Annotated in this window: 23 protein-coding genes and 11 tRNA genes; 28 read left to right on the top strand and 6 right to left on the bottom strand. The window is 49.5% G+C overall.

Annotation, left to right across the window (positions count from 1 at the left end; genetic code table 11):
* Window positions 1-24 precede the first annotated feature (24 nt).
* The 19 genes from EJQ19_RS02420 to glmS all read left to right on the top strand — a co-directional run bounded on the left by EJQ19_RS02420 (window position 25) and on the right by glmS (window position 12,476).
* Window positions 25-100 (top strand) — tRNA-Thr (locus EJQ19_RS02420).
* 17 nt (window positions 101-117) lie between these two features.
* Window positions 118-192 (top strand) — tRNA-Glu (locus EJQ19_RS02415).
* Window positions 193-206: 14 nt separating this feature from the next.
* Window positions 207-282, top strand: a tRNA-Val gene (locus tag EJQ19_RS02410).
* A gap of 71 nt (window positions 283-353) precedes the next feature.
* Window positions 354-426, top strand: a tRNA-Thr gene (locus EJQ19_RS02405).
* Window positions 427-435: 9 nt separating this feature from the next.
* Window positions 436-507: transfer RNA gene (locus tag EJQ19_RS02400), tRNA-Gln, on the top strand.
* 11 nt (window positions 508-518) lie between these two features.
* Window positions 519-594 (top strand) — tRNA-Lys (locus EJQ19_RS02395).
* A gap of 21 nt (window positions 595-615) precedes the next feature.
* Window positions 616-698 (top strand) — tRNA-Leu (locus EJQ19_RS02390).
* 7 nt (window positions 699-705) lie between these two features.
* Window positions 706-780: transfer RNA gene (locus tag EJQ19_RS02385), tRNA-Gly, on the top strand.
* Between the two features lie 6 nt (window positions 781-786).
* Window positions 787-863 (top strand) — tRNA-Arg (locus tag EJQ19_RS02380).
* A gap of 19 nt (window positions 864-882) precedes the next feature.
* Window positions 883-956: transfer RNA gene (locus EJQ19_RS02375), tRNA-Pro, on the top strand.
* A 9-nt stretch (window positions 957-965) separates the two neighbouring features.
* A tRNA-Gly gene (locus EJQ19_RS02370) sits at window positions 966-1,036 on the top strand.
* A 243-nt stretch (window positions 1,037-1,279) separates the two neighbouring features.
* On the top strand, window positions 1,280-4,066 hold the full coding sequence (ppc, locus tag EJQ19_RS02365) for a phosphoenolpyruvate carboxylase (RefSeq protein ID WP_126139609.1): 2,787 nt from the start codon (window positions 1,280-1,282) through the stop codon (window positions 4,064-4,066).
* Between the two features lie 127 nt (window positions 4,067-4,193).
* Window positions 4,194-5,066, top strand: a complete 873-nt coding sequence (locus EJQ19_RS02360) for a DMT family transporter (protein ID WP_126139608.1) — start codon at window positions 4,194-4,196, stop codon at window positions 5,064-5,066.
* A gap of 54 nt (window positions 5,067-5,120) precedes the next feature.
* Entirely contained in the window at window positions 5,121-5,717 is a 597-nt protein-coding gene (sigW, locus tag EJQ19_RS02355; protein WP_126139607.1) for an RNA polymerase sigma factor SigW, read from the top strand.
* A 104-nt stretch (window positions 5,718-5,821) separates the two neighbouring features.
* On the top strand, window positions 5,822-6,427 hold the full coding sequence (locus tag EJQ19_RS02350) for a zf-HC2 domain-containing protein (protein WP_126139606.1): 606 nt from the start codon (window positions 5,822-5,824) through the stop codon (window positions 6,425-6,427).
* Between the two features lie 173 nt (window positions 6,428-6,600).
* Window positions 6,601-7,416 carry a diadenylate cyclase CdaA gene (gene cdaA / locus EJQ19_RS02345; protein WP_126139605.1) on the top strand — a complete coding sequence of 272 codons (816 nt, stop codon included), beginning with the start codon at window positions 6,601-6,603 and terminating at the stop codon, window positions 7,414-7,416.
* Complete coding sequence (locus tag EJQ19_RS02340) at window positions 7,409-8,650, top strand: CdaR family protein (protein ID WP_126139604.1); 1,242 nt, start codon at window positions 7,409-7,411, stop codon at window positions 8,648-8,650. The genes cdaA and EJQ19_RS02340 overlap by 8 nt, the downstream gene beginning before the upstream one ends.
* Before the next feature lie 30 nt (window positions 8,651-8,680).
* Entirely contained in the window at window positions 8,681-10,021 is a 1,341-nt protein-coding gene (gene glmM / locus EJQ19_RS02335) for a phosphoglucosamine mutase (protein ID WP_126139603.1), read from the top strand.
* 625 nt (window positions 10,022-10,646) lie between these two features.
* Complete coding sequence (gene glmS, locus EJQ19_RS02330) at window positions 10,647-12,476, top strand: glutamine--fructose-6-phosphate transaminase (isomerizing) (protein WP_126139602.1); 1,830 nt, start codon at window positions 10,647-10,649, stop codon at window positions 12,474-12,476.
* A gap of 578 nt (window positions 12,477-13,054) precedes the next feature.
* On the opposite strand, the gene tsaA is transcribed toward glmS, so the two are convergent.
* Both tsaA and EJQ19_RS02320 read right to left on the bottom strand, forming a co-directional pair.
* Window positions 13,055-13,513 carry a tRNA (N6-threonylcarbamoyladenosine(37)-N6)-methyltransferase TrmO gene (tsaA, locus tag EJQ19_RS02325; protein ID WP_126139601.1) on the bottom strand — a complete coding sequence of 153 codons (459 nt, stop codon included), beginning with the start codon at window positions 13,511-13,513 and terminating at the stop codon, window positions 13,055-13,057.
* 713 nt (window positions 13,514-14,226) lie between these two features.
* Window positions 14,227-14,976 carry an SDR family oxidoreductase gene (locus EJQ19_RS02320; protein WP_126139600.1) on the bottom strand — a complete coding sequence of 250 codons (750 nt, stop codon included), beginning with the start codon at window positions 14,974-14,976 and terminating at the stop codon, window positions 14,227-14,229.
* A 234-nt stretch (window positions 14,977-15,210) separates the two neighbouring features.
* On the opposite strand from EJQ19_RS02320, the gene EJQ19_RS02315 reads away from it, so the two are divergent.
* The 5 genes from EJQ19_RS02315 (at window position 15,211) to EJQ19_RS02295 (ending at window position 19,657) form a co-directional block, all read left to right on the top strand.
* Window positions 15,211-16,077, top strand: coding sequence for a hypothetical protein (locus tag EJQ19_RS02315; RefSeq protein ID WP_126139599.1), 867 nt, complete (start codon window positions 15,211-15,213; stop codon window positions 16,075-16,077).
* 170 nt (window positions 16,078-16,247) lie between these two features.
* On the top strand, window positions 16,248-16,775 hold the full coding sequence (locus tag EJQ19_RS02310; RefSeq protein ID WP_126139598.1) for a GNAT family N-acetyltransferase: 528 nt from the start codon (window positions 16,248-16,250) through the stop codon (window positions 16,773-16,775).
* A 22-nt stretch (window positions 16,776-16,797) separates the two neighbouring features.
* A complete protein-coding gene (locus tag EJQ19_RS02305) occupies window positions 16,798-17,559 on the top strand; it encodes a formylglycine-generating enzyme family protein (protein ID WP_126139597.1) in 762 nt (253 codons plus the stop codon).
* A gap of 104 nt (window positions 17,560-17,663) precedes the next feature.
* On the top strand, window positions 17,664-18,224 hold the full coding sequence (locus EJQ19_RS02300; protein ID WP_126139596.1) for a helix-turn-helix domain-containing protein: 561 nt from the start codon (window positions 17,664-17,666) through the stop codon (window positions 18,222-18,224).
* A gap of 197 nt (window positions 18,225-18,421) precedes the next feature.
* Complete coding sequence (locus tag EJQ19_RS02295) at window positions 18,422-19,657, top strand: CynX/NimT family MFS transporter (RefSeq protein WP_126139595.1); 1,236 nt, start codon at window positions 18,422-18,424, stop codon at window positions 19,655-19,657.
* 38 nt (window positions 19,658-19,695) lie between these two features.
* Here EJQ19_RS02295 and EJQ19_RS02290 read toward each other — a convergent pair whose 3' ends face one another.
* Both EJQ19_RS02290 and EJQ19_RS02285 read right to left on the bottom strand, forming a co-directional pair.
* Window positions 19,696-20,763, bottom strand: a complete 1,068-nt coding sequence (locus EJQ19_RS02290; protein ID WP_126139594.1) for a sensor histidine kinase — start codon at window positions 20,761-20,763, stop codon at window positions 19,696-19,698.
* On the bottom strand, window positions 20,750-21,451 hold the full coding sequence (locus EJQ19_RS02285; RefSeq protein WP_126139593.1) for a response regulator transcription factor: 702 nt from the start codon (window positions 21,449-21,451) through the stop codon (window positions 20,750-20,752). Before EJQ19_RS02285 ends, EJQ19_RS02290 begins: the two co-directional genes overlap by 14 nt.
* A gap of 189 nt (window positions 21,452-21,640) precedes the next feature.
* On the opposite strand from EJQ19_RS02285, the gene EJQ19_RS02280 reads away from it, so the two are divergent.
* On the top strand, window positions 21,641-22,666 hold the full coding sequence (locus tag EJQ19_RS02280) for a DJ-1/PfpI family protein (protein ID WP_126139592.1): 1,026 nt from the start codon (window positions 21,641-21,643) through the stop codon (window positions 22,664-22,666).
* Window positions 22,663-23,310 carry a DUF2306 domain-containing protein gene (locus tag EJQ19_RS02275; protein WP_126139591.1) on the top strand — a complete coding sequence of 216 codons (648 nt, stop codon included), beginning with the start codon at window positions 22,663-22,665 and terminating at the stop codon, window positions 23,308-23,310. The genes EJQ19_RS02280 and EJQ19_RS02275 overlap by 4 nt, the downstream gene beginning before the upstream one ends.
* Window positions 23,311-23,359: 49 nt before the next feature.
* Here EJQ19_RS02275 and map read toward each other — a convergent pair whose 3' ends face one another.
* Both map and EJQ19_RS02265 read right to left on the bottom strand, forming a co-directional pair.
* Window positions 23,360-24,106, bottom strand: a complete 747-nt coding sequence (gene map, locus EJQ19_RS02270) for a type I methionyl aminopeptidase (protein WP_126139590.1) — start codon at window positions 24,104-24,106, stop codon at window positions 23,360-23,362.
* Between the two features lie 7 nt (window positions 24,107-24,113).
* On the bottom strand, window positions 24,114-24,698 hold the full coding sequence (locus tag EJQ19_RS02265) for a TetR/AcrR family transcriptional regulator (protein ID WP_126139589.1): 585 nt from the start codon (window positions 24,696-24,698) through the stop codon (window positions 24,114-24,116).
* Window positions 24,699-24,902: 204 nt separating this feature from the next.
* Between EJQ19_RS02265 and EJQ19_RS02260 the strand changes: the two genes are divergently transcribed.
* Together EJQ19_RS02260 and EJQ19_RS02255 are read left to right on the top strand one after the other, a co-directional pair.
* Window positions 24,903-25,478 carry a TetR/AcrR family transcriptional regulator gene (locus EJQ19_RS02260; RefSeq protein WP_126139588.1) on the top strand — a complete coding sequence of 192 codons (576 nt, stop codon included), beginning with the start codon at window positions 24,903-24,905 and terminating at the stop codon, window positions 25,476-25,478.
* A 67-nt stretch (window positions 25,479-25,545) separates the two neighbouring features.
* Window positions 25,546-26,757 (top strand): MFS transporter, encoded by a 1,212-nt coding sequence (locus EJQ19_RS02255; protein WP_126139587.1) that lies wholly within the window; start codon window positions 25,546-25,548, stop codon window positions 26,755-26,757.
* Window positions 26,758-26,809 lie beyond the last annotated feature (52 nt).

Below are 26,809 nucleotides of genomic sequence, written 5' to 3'. Positions count from 1 at the left end.
TCGAGTCCTGTTCGGGGAGCCATTGCTTCCATAGCTCAGTCGGTAGAGTGCATCCATGGTAAGGATGAGGTCACCGGTTCGATCCCGGTTGGAAGCTCCAGTTTTTTTTGTTATTTCGGCCCGTTGGTCAAGTGGTTAAGACACCTCCCTTTCACGGAGGTAACAGGGGTTCGAGTCCCCTACGGGTCACCACTTTTATTTTTCGTGGAGGCTTAGCTCAGCTGGGAGAGCATCTGCCTTACAAGCAGAGGGTCGGCGGTTCGATCCCGTCAGCCTCCACCACTTTACCCCAAAAAGTGAAGTGGTATCAAGATGGAGTTTCCGATTACTTTTCGGGGACCCTGAAACTATATGCCGTTGTAGCTCAACTGGTAGAGCAACTGACTTGTAATCAGTAGGTTGGGGGTTCAAGTCCTCTCGACGGCATGTTTTTGTTGGGGATTAGCCAAGCGGTAAGGCAACGGACTTTGACTCCGTCATGCCTAGGTTCGAATCCTAGATCCCCAGTTTTCACTTATGAGTCATTAGCTCAGTTGGTAGAGCACCTGACTTTTAATCAGGGTGTCGTAGGTTCGAATCCTACATGACTCACCATTTAACTGCTTGCAAGAACGTGCGCGTATGGCGGAATTGGCAGACGCACTAGACTTAGGATCTAGCGGGCGACCGTGGGGGTTCAAGTCCCTCTACGCGCACCAATATTATGCGGAAGTGGCTCAGCGGTAGAGCATCGCCTTGCCAAGGCGAGGGTCGCGGGTTCGATCCCCGTCTTCCGCTCCATAAGATGCGCTCTTAGCTCAGCTGGATAGAGCATTTGACTACGAATCAAAAGGTCGGGAGTTCGAATCTCTCAGAGCGCGCCATTTTTACAACTTATTTTATCGGGACGTAGCTCAGCTTGGTAGAGCACCTGCTTTGGGAGCAGGGGGTCGCATGTTCAAATCGTGTCGTCCCGATAAACACACGCGGGTGTAGTTCAATGGTAGAACTTCAGCCTTCCAAGCTGGTAGCGTGGGTTCGATTCCCATCACCCGCTTAACGAAAAGTCGCCTCTGGGCGGCTTTTTTCGTTGTATGCATGTTAAAACAAATAGCTGCTGGAGCAAGCGCTACTGAGTTGTTACATAAATTACCACGGCAAGTATGCTTCTTTTTTTTGGAGAAAGACTATGTGGAACGCGGAGATTGTGGTAAAATATTTTGAAATGAGTTTTTGTAGCGTGTAGCTTTTCCAGAGAGAAGCATTAATGCAACATAGTGAATAGTTGAGGTGGAAAGTTATGGTTGAAACTGAAATTGGTCAACAGAAGCAGAATACGAACAACTTTCTACGCAGAGATGTCCGTTTTCTCGGGCATATTCTTGGCGAGGTACTCGTGCATCAGGGCGGCAATGAGCTGCTGGATGTCGTAGAACGGATTCGTGAAATGAGCAAGTCCTTGCGCGCTCACTATGTCTTGGAAATTTACGATGAATTTAAGAATACGATTTCTTCGTTAAATTCAGATATTCGCCATCAAGTGATTCGCGCGTTTGCCATTTATTTTCAATTGGTTAATATTGCCGAGCAGAATCACCGGATTCGTCGTAAACGGGACTATGAACGTTCTTCCGGCGAGTCGGTGCAGCCAGGTTCGATCGAAAGCATTGTGCAGGAACTGAAGCATGCGAATACGCCAACTGGCGAAGTTCGTGAAATTTTAAAGGCGATTTCGTTGGAACTGGTGATGACGGCTCACCCGACAGAGGCAATGCGCCGTGCGGTGCTGGACATCAACTTGCGTATTTCCGATGGCATGATGAAGCTGGACAATCCGATGCTGACGTACCGCGAACGCGAACAGCTGCGTGAGAAGCTGTTAGGCGAGGTGCTGAACCTTTGGCAAACCGACGAGCTTCGCGACCGCAAGCCAACGGTTATCGACGAGGTGCGCAATGGGTTGTACTATTTTGACGAGACGTTGTTCGACGTTCTGCCTGAAATTTATCATGAGCTGGAGCGCTGCCTCAATAAGTATTATCCGGAAGAAAAGTGGCATGTGCCTTCCTTCCTGAAGTTCGGTTCCTGGATCGGAGGCGACCGTGACGGCAATCCGTCCGTGAAAGCTAACGTTACTTGGGAGACGCTAGGTCTGCATAGGCAGCTGGCAATTCGGAAGTACGGCGAGATTTTGAAAGAGTCGCTTGAACATATGAGCTTCAGCAAAAACATCGTGAAAGTGAGCGATGCGCTGCTGACTTCCATCCAAAGCGATAAAGAAGCGCTCGGCAATGTGCAGGATGTATGGCGCAATGAGAAGGAGCCGTACCGGATCAAAACAACGTACATGATCGAAAAAGTGAACAACACGGGCAACGCGAACGTACCTGCCTCGCAGAAGTACAACAGCCCGGAAGAGTTCATTCACGATCTGACGATTATGGACGAAAGTCTGCGTTCGCATTATGCGGATTATGTAGCGGATAAATATATCAAAAAGCTGATTCGCCAAGTCGAGTTGTTTGGCTTCCATTTGGCTACGCTGGATGTGAGACAGCATAGTAAAGAGCATGAGAATGCCATGACGGAAATTTTGGCGAAAATGGGCATCACAAGCGACTACAGCAAGCTGTCCGAAGAGGAGAAAATTACGCTGCTGACGAGCGTGCTGAACGATCCGCGTCCAATCACATCTTCTTACCTGGAATATTCCGAAGGTACGCAAGAGTGCCTGAATGTATATCACACGATTCACAGGGCGCAGCAGGAGTTCGGCCGAAACTGCATCAGCTCGTACCTGATCTCGATGACACAGGGCGCCAGCGACATGCTGGAGGTCGTGGTATTTGCGAAAGAGGCGGGTCTCTACCGCCAAGAGAGCGACGGAAGCGTGACAAGCACGCTGCAGTCCGTGCCGCTTTTTGAAACGATCGATGACCTGCACGCGGCGCCTGGCATCATGAGCACGCTGCTCGCGATTCCTGCGTACAGAGCGAGCTTGGATCCGGAGACACAGCTGCATGAAATCATGCTGGGCTACTCCGACAGCAACAAGGACGGCGGCGTGATTACGGCGAACTGGGAGCTGCGGATGGCGCTGCAGGACATTACGGAAGCTGCGAAAAAATTCGGCGTGAAGCTGAAGTTCTTCCACGGCCGCGGTGGCGCGCTCGGTCGGGGCGGCATGCCGCTGAACCGAAGCATTTTGGCACAACCGGTCGAGACGCTAGGCGGCGGGGTCAAGATTACCGAGCAGGGAGAGGTGTTGTCCTCCCGTTATTCCTTGCAGGGCATTGCCTACCGCAGCTTGGAGCAAGCAACTTTCGCGCTGATCTCGGCGTCCAAGCAATCCCGTTCTCCGCAAAGACACCCGCTGGAAGACAAGTGGGAGAACATTATGCGGGGCATTTCGGAGCAGGCGCAGACGAAGTATCAGGATCTGATTTTCAGAGATGCGGACTTCTTGACGTTCTTTAAGGAATCGACGCCGCTTCCGGAAATCGGTGAGCTTAACATCGGTTCCCGTCCGTCCAAGCGAAAAAATAGTGATAAATTTGAAGATCTGCGTGCGATTCCATGGGTATTCTCGTGGACGCAGACGAGATACCTGCTGCCGGCGTGGTACGCGGCGGGTACGGGCCTCCAAAGCTTTTATCAGGGGGATGCGGCTAATCTGGCGGTACTGAAGCAAATGTACGAAGAATGGTCTTTCTTCCAGACGATGCTCGACAATTTGCAAATGGCGCTGGCCAAAGCCGATCTGCTGATTGCGAAGGAATACGGCAGTCTGGTGAAAGATTCTCCGATCGCAGAGCGTATTTTCAACCTGATTAAGGAAGAATATGAATTAACCTCTTCGATTATTTTGCAAATTACGGGTCAGCAGGAGATTTTGGATAACGTGCCTGTCATTCAGGAATCCATTCGCTTGCGCAACCCTTATGTCGATCCGCTAAGCTACATGCAAGTCGAGTTGCTCAAGGAACTGCGCGCACTTCGGGATAACAATGAAGATGACGCGGAGCTCCTGCGGGAAGTTCTGCTCACCATTAACGGGATTGCCGCGGGACTTCGGAATACAGGCTGATATCCCACGCACATAACGAAACGGAACATGACAGGATGACAAAGTCGGGGGCCTTGCAGATGCAGGCATTCCGGCTTTTCTTTCCTTCTCGCAAGGTGCCCGTCGACTGGAGGTTTGAGCGCGCAACATGGGGCGTTGGTTGGCAATTATGTTCGTCGTTATCGGAGCATCATCCTACGGGTTGTTGTCTTCATTCATTAAGTTGGCGTACGGCCAAGGGTTCACCGATGGTCAAATAACGCCGGCGCAAGTCACAATGGGGACGCTATTTGTCTGGCTCCTTATTTTGTGCCATAAACCGTCCAGGGTGAATCCTTTTAAAGGGCCTTGGGTGAAGCTTGGCTTGGTTGGGATTTTCGGGCTGTTGTTGACGACGGTGTTCTATAATATCGCGCTAAATGAGCTGAATGCGTCGCTTTCGATCATTCTGCTGTTCCAGTTTACGTGGATGACGATCGGGCTGGACTGTCTCTTTCGCAGACGGCTGCCGCGGAAGGCGGAGCTGCTCGCGATTGCAATGATTTTCGTGGGGACGCTGCTGGCTGTGAACGTGCTCGAGACGGATTGGGGGCAGCTCAGCCCGCTGGGTGTCATGTACGGACTGTTATCGGCGCTGACGTACAGTTTGTTTCTTTTTTTCACGGGTCAGATTCCAAGCAATCTTCCGCCTCTGATGAATTCAGCCATTATGCTCACGGCTTCGCTGCCGATTATGTATGTGCTGTACCCGCCGACCGTCTTTATGGAGGCAGGCAGCGGGGAACTCATCCTCTGGGGCCTGCTGCTGGGCCTTCTTGGGCAGGTGGTGCCGACGATCGCTTTTAATATCGGGATACCGCGTGTTGGCAGTACGTTAGCTGCGATGCTGGGGTCCGTGGAGCTGCCGGTGGCGATCATTGCCGCTTTGCTGATTCTAGGAGAGCCGGTGGGCGGGATCCAGTGGATCGGGATGCTGTTCATTTTGGGCGGAATTCTGATTTCTGAAAATAAAAAGGCCTGACTGTGTATAGATAAGATAGAGATTTGAATTGTCGAGAAGTCGGAGGATAATGCATTGAACTTTGTTGAAGCACGACTGGCTAAGCTGGCCAGAAATGGGGATCGGAACGCTTTTGCCGAGCTTGTAGAGCTCTATAAGGATAAGATCTTTCATTTAGCTTACCGCATGCTGAATAACAAGCAAGAAGCCGAGGATGCGGTGCAGGAGACGTTCCTGCGCGTGTATACCAATTTGCATCGCTATGATGAGAATCAGAAGTTTTCGACGTGGATTTTTCGCATCGGCACGAATCTGTGTATCGATAAGCTCCGTCGTAGACGTAATACGTATTCGCTTGATGCAGAAATGAGCGATGGCGAAGGCGCGGATTTTTACGCGATGCTGCCGAGCGACGAAGATACACCGGAAGAGCAGCTGATCGTCTCGGAGACACAGGCGCAGATTCACCGTGCGATTGCTTCGCTGCCTGAAAAATATAAGTCAATCGTTGTGCTGCGCTACTTGCACGATATGTCGCTGCAGGAGATCAGCGATGTGCTGGATATGCCGGTAACGACGATCAAAACGCGTGTGCATCGCGGCCGGGAGTACTTGCGCAAGAAACTGGAGCAGGAGGAAGAAGTTGTTAGCACAAATCCTGTTCCAAAGTGAAACAATTCCAAAATTCATACGTATTGTAATGCACAAGTTGCGTGAGCTGTATAGACGGCTTACGCAGACATCATGCTTATTTTCCAAGAAAGGGGTGGCTGCACATGAATTGCAAGGAAGCCCTCCCGCTCATACATGAATATCTCGACGGTGATTTGCGAGGGGCCGAATCGATTCAGTTGAAGGAGCATTTGCTCGCTTGCAGGGCGTGCCACGAAACGTTTAAGCAATTGGAGAAGACGGACGCCTTGGTTAGAATGCTGCCATCCACTAAAGCGCCATCTGGGCTTACCGCACAGATTATGAGCGGACTGCCGCCGGAGAAGTCGCGGAACTCCTGGATGAATTGGGTACGCCGACATCCGGCGGCTTCGGTTGCGGCGGTTTTTGCTGTGGTGATGTTCGGAAGTTATGTTTCGATGTGGAACAACGACGCAGGCCTGATGGTTCAGGGAACGAATCTGCAGGAGATCGTGATCCAGGGCGATACGGTGATTGTGCCGAAAGGGCATACGGTGAATGGCGATCTCGTAGTGAAACGGGGAAATTTGCAGGTTGAGGGAGACGTGACGGGGAATCTCGTCGTCATTGACGGCTCGTTGAATCTGGCTTCAACGGCTCACATTTCGGGGCAAGTCAAACAAGTCGATGAAGCGTTGGGCTGGGTATGGTACAAGATTGGCGAGTTTGTGAACGAACTGACGTCATAATCTGACGTCCTCTTCTTAGCGGATTGCTAGGGGAGGGCGTTTTTGTTGTGTTCTATAGGAAAATTGAACCATTTCTTGCCGAGCGGAGCCGGAAAAATAGAAGTATATCTAGGATTATGATATGATTCTAGGTATAGAGAGAACAAAGGTTCAGTCGCCTGGGGGAGTCTAATATGGATTTACTCACGAGCATATCGGCTAAGGATATTGTAGATATTCTAATCGTCAGCTATGTGATTTACAAACTGATCCTGCTCGTTCGCGGGACAAGGGCCATCCAGCTCATGAAAGGGATTCTTGTCGTCGTGATCGCATGGGCGGTCAGCATCTGGTTCCAACTGAGCACCCTGCAGTGGATGATGAATCAAACGTTTACCTTTGGGGTTCTGGGGGTTATCGTGATTTTTCAGCCGGAGCTCAGAAGGGCGCTGGAGCAGCTGGGCCGGGGGAAAATATTCAGCCGGGCTTCCTCGGAAGAGGACCAGGACGTGAATAAACGGATCGGCGAGGTCATTAGGGCCGCTAATTATTTAGCAAAGCGAAAAATAGGGGCGTTAATTGTATTTGAAAAAGAGACAGGGCTCACGGATTATATTGAATCGGGCATCGCGATTGAGAGCAAAATCAGCGGTGAGCTGCTCATTAATATTTTCATACCGAATACCCCGCTGCATGATGGCGCGGTGATTATTCGCCAAGGGCAATTAATGGCTGCGGGCTGCTATTTGCCGCTTTCTGAAAATCCTTTCATATCCAAGGAGTTAGGTACGCGCCATCGGGCGGCAATCGGAATGACGGAGGTGTCGGATGCGATGTGCGTTGTCGTATCGGAGGAAACCGGACAAATTTCGCTGTCGATGAACGGGCATATCGTACGGGATATCAAAGAGGAATCGCTGATCGCGAAGCTGTTCGAAGAGCTGAAGCCGAAGGCGAAAGCGAAAGAAAAGAACCCATTCTTGAAGTGGTGGGGGCGTTCAAATGGATAAATGGCTGCGCAATACGAATGTGGTGCGAGTTGTCGCGCTCGTGATAGGAATTCTGTTGTGGGTTGTCGTACATATGGAAGAGACGAATATTTCCGGAAGCTCGCCGATTCGTGAACGCGAGGAAACAATTAATAATGTGTCGATTACCACGAAGTATGATAACACACATTATTATCTCTCCACCTTGGAGCCTGCGAACGTACAGGTGTTGATTAAAGGGAAAGAATCGGCGGTCAAAAAAGTGACTGCGAGCAATACGTACCAAATCCAGTTGGATTTGACGCAGGTCGGCAAAGGAGATCACCAGCTGATGCTGACGCCTGTCGGTTTTCCGACGGATGTCGATGTTACAATTGTGCCTCGCACTGTGCATGTGGTGATTGAAGAGCTGCAGATGAAAGAGGTGCCTATCGTCATTAATGTGAAAGGCACGCCGTCGGAAGGGCTGAAAGCGGGACAACCGATTATCAAGCCGGCCAAGGTGTATATCACGGCGCCGACGAGTCAGCTTGACCGGATTGAGAATGTCCGCGGCGAAGTGTCGGTGGATAAAGCCCAATCGGCGGTGACGAAGCAGGTCAGACTGCAGGCTTACGATAAAGAAGGCAAGGAATTGACGCAAAACATTAACCTCAATCCTTCCGTCGTCGATGTCGAAGTACCGATTACGAGTCCGTTCCAGACGATTCCGCTTCAACTCAAAATCAGCGGCGAGCCGCCGAAGGGCTATGCGGTTGCGATGGTGACGCAGACCCCAGACAAAGTGACGGTGTACGGAACGCAGGATGTCGTGGATCGTCTGGAGTTCTACCAAGGTCCTCAGCTGAGTTTGCAGGATTTGACAGAAACGAAAGACTTTACACAGGACATTCCTCTCCGGAATAAAGTAACACAGGTAGATCCGGCCAAAGTCACGGTGCATGTGGAAATTGTTCCGTCCGTTACGAGGGCGATTGAGAATGTACCGATTACGATTATCGGCGGCAATGAGAATTACGTTACGAAAGTGGTGCAGCCGGAGACGGGGAACCTCAATATTACCGTTGAGGGTGCTCCTGCCATCATTGACCAATTGAAAGTTCAAGATATCCAAGCGATACTAGATGTAAGCAATTTACCGCCGGGCAAGCATGAGCTGAAGGTGACGATGAACTTACCGACTTACGTGAAGCTGGCTGTTCCGCAAGAGGTTAAGGCAAGCGTTGAAATCAGCGAAAAAACCAAGGCGCCATAATGGGAGATAGAGAAAGAGGAGAAGTTAAAAATGGGGAAATATTTTGGTACGGACGGTGTGCGCGGCGTCGCCAACGGCGAGCTGACACCGGAATTAGCTTATAAAGTAGGCCGCTGCGGCGGTTATGTTCTCACGAGACAAGCAAAGCATCCGAAGGTTGTTATCGGCCGCGATACGCGGGTTTCGGGACCGATGCTGGAGGCTTCGCTCGTGGCGGGTCTCTTGTCCATCGGTGTGGATGTGATTCGCATCGGTGTGGTCAGCACGCCGGCGGTCGCGTATTTGACGAAAACGCTGGGCGCGGATGCCGGCGTGATGATTTCGGCTTCGCACAACCCGGTTGAGGATAACGGGATTAAGTTTTTTGGCGGGGACGGCTTCAAGCTTCTGGATGAGACAGAAAATGAAATTGAACAGCTGCTGGACGCAGCCGTCGATGAACTGCCTCGCCCTGTCGGCGGCGAGATCGGCACGGTGACCGATCAGCCGGATGCGAAGCTGGCTTATCTGGCGTTTTTGAAAGAGACGGTATCCGCGAAGTTCGATGGATACAAGGTCGTTCTTGACTGCGCGCATGGCTCCGCCTATGAGCTGGCGCCAGCGGTCTTCCGCGAGCTTGGCGCGGAAGTGATCACCATTGGGGCGGAGCCCAATGGGCGGAACATCAACGATGCGTGCGGCTCGACCCACCCGGAGCGGCTTCGCGCCGAGGTGGTTAAGCATGGCGCAGCCATCGGTCTTGCTTTTGACGGCGACGCGGATCGGCTGATCGCGATCGATGAGAACGGCGATGAAGTCGACGGCGACTTCATCCTGAGCATTCTTGGCGATGCGCTGAATCGCCAAGGGAAGCTGAACCACGGCACCATCGTGACGACGGTGATGGCGAATATCGGCTTTTTCAAGGGGATTGAAAAAGCGGGGTTGAAGGCTTTGCAAACGGCCGTAGGCGACCGTTATGTGATGGAAGCGATGCGCAAGGGCGGCTACAACCTGGGCGGCGAGCAGTCGGGGCATGTGATCTTCCTTGACTACATCTCCACGGGAGATGGTATTTTGACGGCGCTGCAGCTGATGAATACGCTGGTCGAGTCCGGCCGCAAGCTGAGCGAGCTCAAAGGCATCATGCGCAAGTTCCCGCAGCTGCTGGTGAATGTGCGTGTCGCGGATAAGAGCAAGCTGCAAGGCAATGCGGTGGTCGAGGAAGCGATCCGTAAGGTGGAAGCCGAGCTTGGCGACAACGGCCGCGTGCTTGTGCGTCCGTCCGGTACGGAGTCGCTGATCCGTGTCATGGCGGAAGGCCCGGACAAGGAACAAGTCGAAGCTTACGTGCACGATATTGCAAAAGTGATTCAAGAGCAATTAGTGTAAAATTGCGTTTATGAACCCCCGGTTCGCCTGTTATGGGCGGGCTAGGGGATTGAATAAGTACGTGTTCAAAAAGCAGGCTTTTCAGCACCGAGAAGGTTGCGAGAAGCTGAAGAAGGAGGAGCGGAGTGTAGGCAAAACCTACATGAGCACCGCAGTTCAAAGCTGAACGCAAGATTCGACGCCGAATTCGCTTCCTGACTTCTCTTCGTGATCAAAAGACAGCTTTTTGAACTTCCTCTAGGAAATAGAGGTTGCATGCTTCGTGAAAAATGCATATGATGTAGTTACTCAAGAAGGAAAGGCAGGGCAGAGGTTGTTGCAGATTTTAAAATAGCGCCAGGACTCGCGAGCGGGACGGAAAAGCAGGGAAACGTTACTGCTGCTGCGCGGCGAGTTGACGAGGTGAAGGTGTTCGAAACATTCGGCGGGGACCTTCCGGCACACAGGAATGCCGTTAAGTTGGAGAGCAAAATTGCGCGGGCGACCGGGCAGACAAGGATCCAACATCCACTTTTTTGATAATCGTGAACTTATGCAATCGTCCTTATAGATGGTTTTATTTTGTGATGATCTTTGACAAACAGCCTTGTGAACGGGCTTATAACTAACTGGAGGTTTATTAACTATGTGCGGAATTGTTGGCTATATTGGAAAGCGTAATTCTCAGGAGATTTTATTGGAAGGCCTCAAAAAGCTGGAGTATCGCGGGTACGACTCGGCAGGCGTAGCGGTGTATACGGCGGATGGCCTGCAAATCAAGAAGGCGAAGGGCCGCATCGCGAATCTCGAATCCAAGCTGGATGAAACGCCGCTGAGCGGGAATGTGGGCATTGGGCATACGCGTTGGGCAACCCACGGGAAGCCATCGGATGTCAACTCGCATCCGCATACCGATAATTCCTTGAAGTTCTCTGTCGTGCACAACGGCATTATCGAGAACTACATTACGCTGAAAGAAGAACTCATCGAGAAAGGCCACGTATTTGTATCGGAAACAGATACGGAGGTAATCTCACACTTGATCGCGAGCCTGTACGAGGGCGACATCCTGAAAGCCGTACAGAAGGCCGTGAAGCAGATGACAGGCGCTTTTGCGTTAGGCGTGCTGACGGAGTATGAACCGGATCGTCTGGTTGCCGTACGTCAAGCTAGCCCGCTTATTATCGGGATCGGCGAAGGTGAGAACTTTATCGGGTCGGATATTCCGGCGATTCTGGAGTATACGCGCAACGTGTTCATTCTGAACGACGGGGAAATGGCGCTGTTGACGAAAGATAGTGTCGAATTGATGACTTTAGAGGGGAATTTTATTTCCAGGGAAATGTTCCATGTCGATTGGGACATTGTAACCGCGGAAAAGGCCGGATTTGATCATTTTATGTTGAAAGAGATTTATGATCAGCCGAAAGCTTACCGTGACACGATGGGCAGCAGAATTTCCCCGGACGGCCGTAGCGTTGTCTTGAAAGAGATTAGCATGACACCGGAACAACTGCGTTCGATTAACCGTGTGCATATTGTCGCGTGCGGAACTGCGTACCATGCCGGGATGGTCGGCAAATATGTGATCGAGAAATTGGCTCGCATTCCGGTTGAGACGGATGTGGCATCGGAATATCGTTATCGTTCCCCGATTATTACGAAAGATACGCTCGTGATTGTCGTGAGCCAATCCGGCGAAACGGCGGATACGCTGGCTGCGCTGCGTGAAGCGAAGCGTTGCGGCGCGCACGTGCTGGCGATTACGAACGTTGTCGGCAGCTCCGTGGCGCGTGAAGCGAACGACATTATTACGACATGGGCAGGGCCGGAAATTGCGGTAGCGTCGACCAAAGCGTATACGTCGCAGTTGATCGCGTTCTACCTGTTGGGCTTGTATATGGCCCAGGAATTGGGCACGCAAACAGCCGAGGAAGTGGCTGCCGTGATCGCGGCGATGAAAGAGCTGCCGGGTCAAGTGGAAGAGATTCTGAAGCAGTCCGATGCGCTGAAAGGCGTGGCGGGAGAAATGGCGAAGCACGACAATTTGTTCTTCATCGGCCGTGGTCTGGACTACGCGGTAGCGCTCGAAGGCTCGCTGAAGCTCAAAGAGATCTCTTATATTCACTCCGAGGCTTACGCCGCGGGCGAATTGAAGCACGGCACGCTTGCGTTGATCGTGGAAGACATTCCTGTGATCGCGCTCGCGACGCAGCATGAGCTGCTTGAGAAAACCGTGAGCAACATCAAGGAAGTGAAGGCGCGCGGCGCGAACGTTCTAGGCATCGCATTGGAAGGCGAGCTTGAGCTGCAGAAATCGGTGGACAGCACGTTCGTGATTCCGAAGACGCTCGACCTGCTGACGCCGGCGCTGTCGGTTGTGCCGCTGCAATTGATTTCCTACTACGCGTCGCTGGCGCGCGGGAATGACGTGGATAAGCCGCGGAATTTGGCGAAGAGTGTGACGGTGGAGTAAAGAAGACCCTTCGGGGTCTTTTTTTTGTTAAAAGAAAATAAACCATTAGACTGGAAAATACCCCCTTGGCAACTACCCCTTGTTTCTTTGCATTCTGCTAATTCCAAATCTAACGGTGGCTTATCGGCGTTCCATGCGCTCCGTTCGAACCAGCTTCCCATGTCTCTCAAGTGGCCAAACGATTAGTATAGACTCCGCGCACCAAGGCAAGACCCCTGCGCCGAACCGCAGAGGTGGGTCCTCGGCGTTCTATGATTTGAAGAATCGCTTTGGCCGTCGCATTCGGATCGCCGTTGTGAGCAACAATCCTTTCAACGAAGTGGGAACGATAACTTAATAATAAAAGGCAGTCGACGACTTTATTTTCTAAGTCTACAGACTGCCTTTCGTAATTACAGGGGGTTAGTCTAACGCTTATTTCTTAGGTTAAGTTAAATTCTAATATTGATATTTGACCATAAGAAAAACCGCCCTGGTGAAAAAGCGGTTTAATCAGCTATCGTTTTTTCGTTAGGTTACAGTTTGTGCGGTAACTCAGACCCGTTCACACCTTTTTCTTGAGTGAAGGCAAACAAGAGTTACCCCCAGTAATTTTTCATGAGGTCTGAGACCCAGATGGGTTGTTTAATCTCCCCATGTGGAGTAAATTCCTTCATGACAGGTTTTAAATCCAGCACAGGTGTCCCATTAATGGCATCTAAACCCTTAACATAAATCTGTTTGCCCTCACGCTTTATTAATTCTACAGTAGTTAGTCCGATCTTGTTCGGTCTGTTCTTACCGCGTTGGGCAAAGATTCCTACCTTCGGATACGCTTTGTTATTCCGTGGGTGTCTTGCATCTATTTCAATCTTATCATCTTTAACTTTGTCAAAGTAAAAGATGACTTCCACATGTGAAAAATCTTCGATGCCCACAAGACTTTGCTCCGTATATCCATCTACAAGCTCAATAGTGGATATCACTTCACCCCAATAATCATCTTCTGTTGTTTCTCTATTGTTTCTAACAAAAGCAATTGGTTCCACGTTAATCATAATGTCCACCTCCTAATTTCTCGAATCAGGAAACAAAGTGAGAAATGCCAGAATCGGCATCCTCAATAATATTTGAATCGTTCTTACTCTTTTGTTTCATTGGATGAAACCATGTTCCGCTTCGTGGTATTTTTATTATACTGTGAAAATTCCATTTATTCAACAGGTCTGCCCGCTAGCTTAACCAGAATAAGCATAAAGAAAAGAGACCTTTTCAAAATCCCTTAGTGTAAAAAATTATATTCTTCACACTGGGTTGATCAGTCTCGTGTCATATGTATTTTGAAGCCGTTCGAGGATACTAGACATTTCACTAGGGCTCAATAAAATCAACCCACAAGACGGCACTTTTTGAAATTTTTTGTTCCTGCCATCTTCCTCATCTGATGATTATATCCGAGATGATCAACAGAGAACGTTAGCGCAATAAAGCCGCCGCAGTCTAAGACTTTATTTTTCAGCGTCCTCGCAGGATCAACATAGTCAGTCTAAAGCTATATTTTCTTTCCCAACGTCACGAAAGGCCTCATCCCCCTACAGAGAAAGTGAGGCCTTTCGTATCTATCATGGAATATTACCCAACAGTTCAAGCGATTTGGAGCATATGTTTCATACGCGGAATAAAATATCTTATACGTCCGGTCCGGTCAGCAAATTGCCGACACACTCGCAACGAGGGTGATAGTAATCCATATATCCCCCAGATATTGCAATCAGGAGCGAGCGAGCCAATCCGTCAAACGGGTCGGCGCAATACGCGCGCTGCTGTCGTCCGCAGGAACGAGCGACCTATCGTCCACTTGACCGCCGAAGTACCCTGCCTCGTTATCCGTGACGACCTCACGATTATCTCCAGCCGCCTTCAAGGATAGACGGACGAACTCGTCCATCCCGAACTTCTCGGGTCCGGCCAGGTCGACAATGCCGTTCACGGGTTCCGCTAGCGCGTAGTCAGCCAAAGCCTCGCTCACATCCGCGGCCGCTATCGGCTGCATGGCGGAGGACGGCAAACGGACGGTTTGACCTTCCGTCGCCGTGTAGGCGATGGTGCCGGCAAATTCGAAGAACTGCGTCGCCCTGACGATCGTGTAAGGAATCGAGGACGCTTGGATCAGCTTCTCCTGGGCGACCTTGGCGTTAAAATAAGCGTTTCCGGGCGGGCGGTCCGTGCCAACAATCGACAGGGCGATATAGTGCTGCACGCCCGCGTTCGCCGCCTCGGCCAGCAGATTCTTGGTCGACGTTTCGAAGAACGTCAGCACCGCCTGCTCTTCGAACGAAGGCGAGTTGGTGACGTCGACGACGACTTGCGCGCTGGCCAGCGCCACACCCAGCCCTTCGCCTGTTACCGAATTGACGCCCAGGGACGGGGAAGCCGCCACCGCTTCATGACCTAAATTGATCAGGTTCTGTACAAGCCCTTTGCCGATAAGTCCGCTGCCGCCGATTACTACAATTTTCATGAATTTCCTCCTGGATTTTAGCCCGTCTCTGCTGGGCGATTAGGTTTAAATGAAGCCTCTTGTTTTGTCCGACATCCATATAACGACCGAGCCAACCGTTCTGTGACACGTTGGCGTAGATTTTAGCTTGAACAAAAGCAAGTTATAGGCCGGATGAATGATGGTGATCAGAATAACTCGACAATAATTGGTTAACGATATTGGTATATTTTTCATCCAAAAGGAAAAAACGTTATGAACTTATTCTGGTCACATACTCTCTGGTATCTAATATTAGGTTTAGCAACCTTAACTCAAGTCATATATACGCTGTATCATTCGAAGGATCGTTTAAGAACATTTGCTTTTTATTTATCACTAGTGGGGCTTCCGCTATATTTTGAAACATTTATCTTAATTTTTTTGGATGCATATGCATACTTCCCGAAAATCATACAAAATCCAAAAATTGACCCCTATAATGATGTATTAGCGGGGAATTTGTTCTCACAGTTTGGAGTGGCTTCATCAGCGCTGCTATTGGCTGTTCGTCGAAAACCTTTTTACTGGAACGTGATTGTCTCCTTTATTTACGCTATGGTAGAAGTACTCTTTGAATTTTTGGGTATATATCGTCACCATTGGTGGAAAACATGGATGACGTTCATAGCCTTGTTCCTTTTTTTCGTCATTTCCAAATGGATGTATGCTCATTTAACTCGGGGTGTCGGTTCAATATACTTTTATGGCTATTTGATCTTGGGTATGTTTCCAATCTGTACTATTCTGTTTTTTTGGGGTGTACTCGATTTGTTTGGATATATGCGATTTACGACAACTTTGTTCCCTGACCACCCTAGAATAAGTCGTTATGGTTTATATCTAACCTTTACTTTGGTAAACTATATACTTGTTTTATGGGGATATTTTCAAAAACATTGGATTTGGAAAATAGTAACCTTAGTTTCGGTTGGTACTTTGATTTATTTGGGGTATAGAGGTCATCTTTTACTCTTCTGGGAAGGTGCTTTTGTGCCAATTGGAATTATAGTCATCTTTTGGATGTATTTTTCAGTATGGATTTTAGACACGTTATATCGGGGACGACAACAAGAGTTGTAAGTACTTGTTAATTTTAAAAATCGTCTGTAATCTCAAAATATCTCATTAGACATTCCTAATTTTATTCATTGAAAATTAATAATTCTCTTGTTCGAATATTACAGATTATGCCATAATTAAGCATTCTATAAATTGAAAGGTTATTGATATAATAGAAAGGTGAGGAATTTTTGATAGAAACAAAACGTCTTATAATTAGAGAAATGGTGCAGTCGGATTATGATGCATTGTGTGGAATATTGTGTGATGAGGAAGTAATGCGTGCTGCTTATGAAAGTGCATTTACCTTAGAACAAGCACAAAGTTGGCTTAACAGACATCTTAAAAGATATGAAGAGTATGGTTTTGGACTTTGGGCTGTTGTATTAAAAGAAACAAACGAAATGATGGGTCAATGTGGCTTGACAATGCAAGGCTGGAGAGAAAAAGAAATTTTGGAAATAGGATTTTTGTTTCAAAAAGCGTATTGGCACAAAGGTTACGCAACGGAAGCGGCAATTGCTTGTAAGGAATACGCTTTCTCAGTTCTTAATGCAAATCGGGTTTATTCTATTATTAGGGACACAAATATAGCCGCTCAAAAAGTCGCTGTTCGAAACGGTATGAATATTATTGATAAAGATACTAAGAATTTTAGGAATATAGATATGGATTTTTTTCTGTATTCTGCAGAGAATCCTTCAAGGATGGAACAATAAGTTGAAATAACAGGAGATCAATATGACAATCGGAAAGTACGGAAGTAACAGTGAACGATTAATGAATTTCATGAATTTAATGGTACCAATAGAAGGTGGGACTGTTGAATTACGAGATTATATGAATGTGAATAAATGGATTAGTTCTGATTACACTTTGTCAGACCCCGGTAGAGGGAACGATAAAAAGGTTATTACATGGACTGAAACGATTGAACCTTTCTATGTAATGAAGTATCCGGTAACACAGCATTTGTATCATCTAGTCATGCAGGATGAAGTAGAACCTCATATAAACGAACGGCCAATTACAGAGGTTTCGTGGTTAGATACCCTTGTGTTTTGTAACAAATTGTCCAGAATACTTGGCAGGACTGAATGCTACACAATCGCACATGAAAGTGAGAACACAATTTATAACAAAGAAGCGAATGGCTTTCGACTATTAACAGATGCTGAATGGCAGTATGCGTGCAAAGCAGGAACCAAGGGATATCGGTATGAGAAAATTGATAAGATTGCGTGGTATGAAGAAAACTCTAATGGATTAGCCCAAGAAGTCGGAAAACTACTTCCAAACCCCTGGGGGCTTTACGATATGATCGGGAATGTATGGGAATGGTGCTGGGATCTGTATGATACTAAACGATACGGGAACTATAGAATCTTCCGGGGAGGCAGTTGGGCTGAAGTTGAAAACAATTGTGGATCTACAATTCGAAGGAAGAGTATGCCTGATTTTAAGATGGATGACCTTGGCTTTCGAATAGCATGCGGAATGTAGAGGAGAGCATCGACTGAAGAGTCCACCATCCAATACTACTCAAATGGAAAAGAAACTAGATAAATAATATACTAGCTGTAACTGTTTTTGTAGAGGTGAATCTAATGGATGAAATCAATGATTCAAAGGAAATTGTATTACAAATCGGTGTTGCCTTGAAAAAGTACAGAAAAGAAAAAAACATGAGCTTAGACGACTTATCGGAACTAACCGGCGTAAGCAAACTTACGCTGGGAAATATTGAACGTGGCGAGACAAATCCAACGTTGGCAATGATATGGAAAATTTCAAAGGGTATATCTTTACCGCTATTGGCTTTGTTTAAATCAGAAGATTCTGCTAGTTTGTATCGAGCAGGTGAAGGACTGCGGTTTTCTAATGATCAAAAGAATTGGATTATTGAACCAGTCTTTAAAAGTAGCAATATTGAAATGTGTCGGGCGTACTTACAGCCAAATAGCTCGTATCAGCCTGAAGGTCATCATGTCAATACATCTGAAATTGCGACAGTCATGACGGGTTCCGTTGAAATTCAAGTCAATGGAGAGATTTACACATTGAATCAATATGATACGATCAGTTTTCGTGCAGATTGTCCTCATGCTTATACCAATCATACGGATCGCGAAACAGTGCTCCATATCTCCTTAAAGTACGGTTTCTAAAGTTGAAAATCCCACTTATTAAATACAACTCTCAATTCCATCACGGGAATTCAGAGTTGTATTTTTGTTTTTTAGATAAATGAAAATATATTATAAAATACTTATTGATTAAAATTATATATTATAATATACTTTCTTTATTCGCGCGGATGTATCATTTTTTAAATAAATAAGAATTCAGGAAGGAGAAATTAAGAATGCCAGACAAACAAAAGAGTAAAGCCGTACCATCCTCTATAGGGCTGATCATTCTCGGCATTATTTTTATTGCAGCTAATTTACGCACGCCCTTAACATCAGTCGGTCCTTTGGTGAGTCTCATAAGAGATGACGTTCATATTTCGAATACATTAGCAGGCTTGGTTACAACGGTACCCTTGCTTACCTTTGCTTTTTTATCGCCTCTAGTACCAAAATTAGGACAAAGGTATGGGGTTGAACGTATCATAATGATCGCCTTACTCTTTCTGACTGTAGGTATTGTAATACGTTCTTTATCTGGCGCAGTGAATCTGTTTATTGGGACAGCCATTCTTGGATTCGCAATTGCCGTATGTAATGTATTATTGCCAAGTATTATCAAGAGGGATTTTCCAAATAAAATTGGCTCCATCACAGGTGTTTACTCCATTTCAATGAGTTTAAGTGGAGCAATCGCATCGGGTATCAGTGTGCCACTAGCCGTGAATGCAGGTCTAAAATGGCAGGGAGCATTGGGAATATGGGGAATTTTAAGCTTTGTAGCGATCCTCTGTTGGTTGCCCCAATTAAGAAATCAAACGAAGCAAACAGCCACGACGAGTCAAAAGATGGCCAGCAGCGATGTGAATGTTTGGAGATCGCCACTTGCTTGGCAAGTAACCATGTTTATGGGGATACAGTCCATGATTTTCTATGTATTGATCGCATGGTTGCCTGAAATTTTAAAGCAGCAAGGAATTGACTCCAACCAATCAGGATGGTACCTCTCGATCATGCAGCTTGCTATGCTTCCATTTGCCTTTATTGTCCCCGTTATTGCTGGGCGCATGTCCAGCCAACGGATGTTAGTGGCCATTACAACCATTTTGCTGTTGACGGGAACAATCGGGCTTCTTTATGGAAGCTCTAGTATCATTCTGCTGTGGATCATCATGCTGGGCATTGGTGGAGGCTTCGCCTTTAGTTTGTCCATGATGTTTTTCGGGTTACGTGCTGTAAATGCGCATCAAGCAGCAGAACTGTCTGGCATGGCGCAATCGATCGGATATCTTCTTGCCGCAGTCGGTCCTGCTCTTATAGGTTATCTGCATGATGCGACAAATAGTTGGAACCTGCCGCTTTTCATTCTGCTCGGCGCTGCGGTCCTGCTCTTTGTAGTCGGTATAGGCGCAGCAAGAAACCGTTTTGTAGGCAGCCGAAATAATGACGGGGTGCCACGGAAAGGAGTATAACTAGCCCGAGGGAAATATGATCGCAGAAGACGGTAGCATTATAACGGAATCCAGCCCGATAGGACCGCGCCGCCGTCGGAATGATTACTTGCCGCAAGCTCGCCTCCATGCTGACGGATGATCCGTTGGGAGATGGTCAGGCCGAGCCCGGCGCCTCCCGTCGCGCGGCTTCTCGACTGCTCTCCTCGATAGAGGGGCTCGAAAATCCGGTTAAGCTCCTCTGGTGTAAACCCGGGGCCTGAATCTTGAATTGTGAATGTCACACGGTCTTTCTCCCGTCGGCACTCGAAGACAACTCGACTTTGAGCAGGCGTGTGCCGCACGGCATTGTCCAAGACATTGCATATCGCGCGCTCCAGCAAATGAGCATCGGCTCTTATTAAGCATTCGCCCGGCTCGAATTGGAATCCGGCATGGATGGTAACCTGTTTCTGCTGCGCTTGGGGCTCCAGGCTCTCAATCGATTTTTGCACAATGTCATAGAAGTTGCATTTGTCCTTGCTTAGCCCGTTCTCCCGATACTCCATCCTTGTAAATGTAAAAAGATCCTCGACCAGTCGGTCCAACTGCGCCGACTTCTCTTTGCACACGGCCACATATTTCGAAATTTGGTCCGGCGTGCGCGCAATGCCTTGCTCAAGCCCGTCCAAATACCCCCGCAGCGCAAATAAGGGGGTCCGCAGATCATGCGCGACGGCCGCGATGACGAACCGCCGCTCCTCCTCCAGCGCCGCTTGCTGCTGACTCGAGCGTTGGAGCCCGTTCACCATGAACGCGAACCCGTCCCGAACCTCGGCGATTTCCCGGACAGCGGACGGCGGAAGTTCGATGTCCCAGTCCCCGCCGGCTATTCGCCGGGCTGCTGCGGCAAGCTGTTCGAGGGGGTCAAGCAGATACCGGCGGATGCGAAGGCCAATGATCAATAAAGCGAGCAGCAGGCCTGCAAAGGCGGCGATATGCGTAACGATATACGAGCCGGGCTGCCCGCCGCTAATATCCAGCGACCCCGTCGCAAGCCAAAAGGCTGTCACGAAAAAAAACCAAGGCAGCACCAGAAGCAGCGCCAAGCTCAGAAAAAAAGACGTTCGTATGTTAAGTCTCTTCATCGTAAGCACCCTCGAATCGATAGCCAACGCCCCATACGTTGGTCAAATATTTCGGCTCATCTGGATCGTGCTCGACTTTCTCGCGAAGACGACTTAGATGCACACGAATCGTATGCCGGTCACCAATGCCGTCCCAGAACTTCGCGAGCAGCTGATCATAGGTGAACACCTGTCTCGGATGCTCCGCGAACAACTTAAGCAGGTCGTACTCCTTTGGCGTAAGGGAGATATCTTGACCGTCGATGAACACTTCCCGCGTGGTTAAATCAAGCTTGATACGGCCATAGTCGAGCACTCGGGAACGGCTATCTTGCTGCGAGGCGGTACGTCGAAGGACCGCCTTCACGCGGGCGATGATCTCGCCGGGTGATGCGGTTTTGACGATATAGTCGTCCCCACCGAGCGTTAGTCCGCGGATTTTATCCACATCGTCGCTGCGCGCGCTGAGGAACAGAATCGGAACGCCGCTCTCCGTCCGCACTTGCCGGCAGAAATCAAATCCATTCTGTCCCGGCATCATGATATCCAGGATAATGCAATGCACGGCATGTTGTTGAAACAGGGTCCATGCCTGGGCAGTGTCGTTCGCGGTTACAACCCTAAAGTTGTCATTCTCCAAAAAGTCTCTTAATAGCTCAACGATACTTTGGTCATCATCCACAACGAGAATCGTATTGAAATCGCTCATGCGCTTATCCCACCTCTTCCCCCTATCTTATCACGTATTGTGAAAGGATTAGAGCAGTCTGCCATTTTGTGATTAATTGTTGATGGTTTTGTGACTTTTTCGTCCCTTCTTTTGAGATACTCCTTTGGTATGCTGCAAATGTGAAAAAGATCACTTGCACCGCTGAAATGGTTGAAGGAGGATGAATGCATGTTATCGGTTCAAATCGTGCTTTTTGACGGGTTCGATCTGCTCGACGCCCTTGCGCCCTACGAGGTATTTTGTGCTGCTGAGATGTTGACGGAAAACGCCTTAAGCGTAAAGCTCGTTACTGCCGAGGGGCCAAGATCTGTGCCTAGCGGCACGAACGGGTTAAAAATCGAAGCTGGCGACCGCCTGGATCCGGTGCGCCCGGGCATTATTCTCGTGCCCGGAGCGTCCGGTCCCGTAGAAGGAGACGGTCCTAATTCGGTTCCGTCCATTTTGGGACGGACCGTCCATACGGCATTGCCCGGCATGCTAGGGAAGGCGCTCGAACAAAAAGAAGTCGTCGTCGCAACGGTATGCGGCGGGTCCCTGGTGCTGGCTATGGCGGGGTTGCTTGAAGGAAGACCGGCAGTAACTAATCATCTGGGCATGGATTTACTGGGTGCGACCGGTGCTGTTCCTATCCCTGCGCGCGTCGTGGATGATGGCAACCTGGTTTCCGGCGGCGGCGTCACGTCGGGGCTTGATGCGGCTCTCTATCTGGTGGAGCGCGAGTTTGGGCCGCGCATCGCGCACGAAATCGAACGTTTGTTCGAATATGAGCGAAGGGGAACGGTCTGGCGGGCGACAGGTATGGCGCCAATACCGATGACGGGCGGCGAGCCTCAGAAAGCAGAAAAGCAAGCGGCGATCAAAGTTGGTCCCCCGACAGGCAAGACTCAGCAAGAATTCGCATTTGATGGAGAATGGGATACGACGATTGCTACGCCAATTGGGAAGCTGCAGGTGAGGCTATCCATTGTTACCTACAATGGCATCGTTCACGGAAAGGCCGTACAGGGGAATGAAACGGTTGATTTTTTGGACTCGGTTCTACAGGGCGACAAGCTAGTCTGGCTGCTGAAAATTACAAAGCCGATGCGCTTAAATCTGAAATTTGAAGTGGCTGTTGACGGAGATCAGATGACCGGGGTCGCGAAGGCCGGCATGCTGCCGGCATCCAAATTAACGGGTAGGAGAATCCTATGAAAAGAGCGGTATCATGGTATAGCTTGCTTGCCGGTGTCAGCATCCTGTTCATTCTGTACGCGCTAGCGAAAAATTATGTGTTCGATCCTGGAGCAGAAAGCTTCTTAAGCCATAAAACCGAATTGAAACGTGAGCTGAATCTTTCGGTCTGGCTCAACGTCATGTACGTGCACGTCGCCTTTGCCTGCGTCGCCATGCTTTCGGGGCTGCTTAACTTCTCAATCCGGTTCTTTGAAAAAAGCCGCAAGCTCCACCGGATCAACGGCTACGTTTATATCGTGTCTGTTCTGCTTGTCGTTGTAACCTCCGGCTATATGGCTCCACACGCCACCGGTGGCAAGATCAGCAGCATGGGATTCAATCTGCTGAATCTCATCTGGCCGGCAATGACCATTACGGCGCTTGTCCAAATCAAGAAGAAACAAATCCTCAAACATCGGAATTGGATGATTCGAAGCTACGCCTTTTGTTTTACGAATATGGCGATTCATCTCCTTACATCCCTGTTTCATCAGGGATTCGGTTTCACTTATTCCGGCAGCTATACCATCGGTGTCTACTGCGCTATAGCGCTGCTGCTGATCATCCCGGAGGTCATCATAAGGACAGTCGGCAGGCAGCGATGGTTTGCGGCAAGCCGGTAAGTCGGAAATTAAAAAAGAAGTCGACCACCTTATTGGTCGACTTCTAATGTTACTGAGAGGTCAGGATCTGTGGACCTTCAGAGGTGATGGCAATCGTATGCTCGTATTGTGCAGCGAGCTTGCGATCCAGTGTCCTTGCGGTCCAGCCGTCCGCATCGATTGTCATGGCGTAGGTGCCTTCGGTGATCATTGGCTCGATTGTGAACACCATGCCTTCCTTGATGCGGGGGCCTTTGCCGGGCTTGCCGACATGCATATAGTTCGGATCCTCGTGCAGGTCCCGGCCGATGCCATGCGCGAGAAGGTCTCGCACGACGCCGAAGCCGTTCGATTCGGCGTGCCGCTGGATCGCACTTGTCACGTCACCGAGCCGATTGCCGGGCTGCGCCTGCGCGATGCCGAGGTCAAGGCATTCCTTCGTGATGCGCATCAGCTTCTCTGCCGTCGGCGAGATCTTCCCGACCGCATAGCTCCAGGCGGAATCGCCGAGCCAGCCGTCGAGCTCTGCCACTGTGTCGATCGTCACGATATCGCCTTCCTTAAGGGGCTTATCGCTAGGGAAGCCATGCGCGATCACGTCGTTGACGGATGCACAGGTCGCATAGGGATAGCCCTTGTAGCCCTTCGTGTAGGGCTTAGCCCCGTGCTTCAAGATAATGTCTTCGAAGATGCGCTCAATCTCGTTGGTCGTGATACCCGGTTGGATGAGCGGTGCGATCGTGCGATGGCATTCGGCCACCACTTGGCATGCCTTGCGGATGGCCTCGATTTCATATTTGCTTTTTAAGATAATCATGTTTGAATCAGGGCTCCTTTGTGATGGCTTGCATCGCAAGCTGGGCGATTCGATCAACGTCCAGCTCGGAAGTACCTGCATAGTAGTGCAGCCCGCAACAACCGACCAGCACGGCAAGCAGATGGTCGACGCTGTCGTCGTTGCGTTGGGTGATCGATTGGAGCGGCACGTACAGCCGTTCCATGAATCGTCTCTGGGCGGGGAGCCGATCCTTGTAAGGCAAGCCCGCATAATATTCGGCCGCCATCTTGTAGACGAGATATGCGCGGGCGTCCGACTGCCATAGCCGGAGCAGCGCCTTGCAATACAGAAGGACCTGCCGCTCATCAGGGATTCTGCCGTCGAGGTGTGCCCATTCTGCTAGGGCGAGCTCGCATCGTTCGAAGCCGCTGTCCAGCACATCTTCTATCAATAAATGCCGGTTGGGGTAATAGTGGTAAACCGTGCCGTAACCAAGCTCGGCCTCGCGAGCGACATCGCGAATATCAAAACTGCCGCCCGTGCGGAAGTAAGCGCGCGCGGCGGCGTCAAGAATTTGTTCTCTACGCTGCGTGCGAATGTGTTCATTTTGTTCTTTGGTACGGGGGCACATCGATGCATGAACCTCCTTAATTAGACCTGCAAATTTGTCGATAATAAAATCATATCGCATATGGCAAAAATATGCAAACTTTTGTTACCCAAGGCGGGCCCCGATACGGGAGCTCAGCCTGTGCTATTTTCATATCTCCAAAAAATACTGGACTTATCGTTCCGGAAAAGCATATACTGTACCTACGGAAAAGGAGGGAGAACCATGGGTCGCTACAAAGAGTTTGATAAAGAAGCGGTGCTTCATAAAGCGATGCTTGTTTTTTGGAGGAAGGGCTACGAAGCGGCAAGCATTCCCGATTTGCTGGAGGCGATGGATCTTAGCAGATCAAGTCTGTACGAAACGTTCGGGGGCAAACAAACGCTGTATATCGAGGCGATCAACTGGTACAAGAAGTGGAAGCAAGCCAAACGGGACATCCTTGTCAATGCGACATCCGCAAAATCGGGAATCCGGCAGTACTTCGAGACCCACATCGATTCCGCCTTGGATGGGGAGTCGCCGAAAGGCTGTCTTATAACGAATGCAGCAGTCGGCATGGATTCGCCCGATGAGCAACTGAATGCGTTGATCAGGGAGCGGTTTGACGAATTAGAGAAATCCTTCTACGAGCTGCTGCGCAAAGGTCAGGAGACGGGAGAAATCATGCCTGAGAAAGATATCAAGACGTTATCTTATCTGCTCTCAAACCTGAATCATAGTATAAATATCATTGCGAAGGTGCAAGGTGACCGCAGCAAAATGCAGAAGATGACAGACATGGTGTTGGAAATGCTATAACATATTTTTTTTGCCCATTTCGGAATGATTGTTCCGGAAAATTTCTGGTGAGTAAAGGGGACTTTCTATGCATTCAGCTTCCATTCCAACGGAAAAATCGATCTCGCCATCGCTGATTTTTATCCTGGCTGCCGCTTGCGGGATCATCGCGGCCAATCTTTATTATGCTCAACCATTGATAGGCTCGATCGGTTCGACCATCGGGCTCTCATCCGGGGCTGCCGCACTCATCGTTACGTTGACTCAAGTCGGCTACGGAATCGGCTTGTTATTTATCGTACCGTTGGGCGACATCCTGGAAAATCGTAAGTTGATCCTGTCATCATTGCTCCTTACAGCCGCCGTTTTGGCAATTGCCGCTGAACTCAAAAGCGCCATCCTGTTCCTCGCCGCTTCATTCGTGATCGGAGTTGGTTCCGTAGCAGCACAAATCCTTGTGCCGTATGCGGCGCATCTTTCACCTGAAGCCGTGCGCGGTCGCAATGTGGGCAACGTCATGAGCGGGCTCCTTCTGGGGATTATGCTCGCGCGTCCCATTTCAAGCTTGGTGGCGGAGTATATGGGTTGGCGCGCTATATATTTCATCTCCGCAGCATTGATTTTCGCACTGGCTCTTGTCTTGGCAAAGGCACTACCCTCGAGGAGGCCTCCGACCGCTACAGCTTACCCGGCGCTGCTGCACTCCATGCTGCATCTGCTGAAGGCGACACCGGCATTGCGCCGGAGGGCAATTTACCATGCTTGCGTATTCGGAACGTTCAGTTTGTTTTGGACGACAGTTCCGTTAGTATTGACGAGTCCGCAGTTCCATTTCACGCAGGAAGGGGTCGCGCTGTTCGCATTAGTCGGGGTAATGGGGGCAATTGTGGCGCCAGCGGCGGGCCGTATGGCAGACCGCGGATGGGTTCGTCCGGCTACGGGATGGGCATTGGGCATCGTCATCTTTTCCGGGCTGCTTCCCTTGCTGGTTCCATCAAGTACTGGACTCGCAGTCCCCGTCCTCGTCGTTGCGGCGATTTTACTTGACATGGGGGTTTCCGCCAACATGGTTCTCGGGCAGCGGGTGATTTTCTCTTTAGGAGCGGAATTTCGCAGTAGGCTTAACGGTTTGTATATGGCCATTTTCTTTTTAGGGGGAGCTATCGGCTCAGCGGCAGGGGGATGGGCTTACGCAACGGGGGGCTGGAAGGCGGCATTACTGATCGGCATCGCCTTGCCAACCATCGCCATGGCGTATTATGCGACGGAGTATTTGAAATTACGGAAGGAATCTCATTGATAAGTGCTCCGGAACATGGCAGGGATTGAATTCATTTTCGGAAGGGGATCCG

Source organism: Paenibacillus whitsoniae, assembly GCF_003955665.1.
Taxonomy (GTDB): domain Bacteria; phylum Bacillota; class Bacilli; order Paenibacillales; family NBRC-103111; genus Paenibacillus_E; species Paenibacillus_E whitsoniae.
Note: the sequence above shows the minus strand (reverse complement) of the source record. Positions and strands in the feature narration are given on the sequence as shown.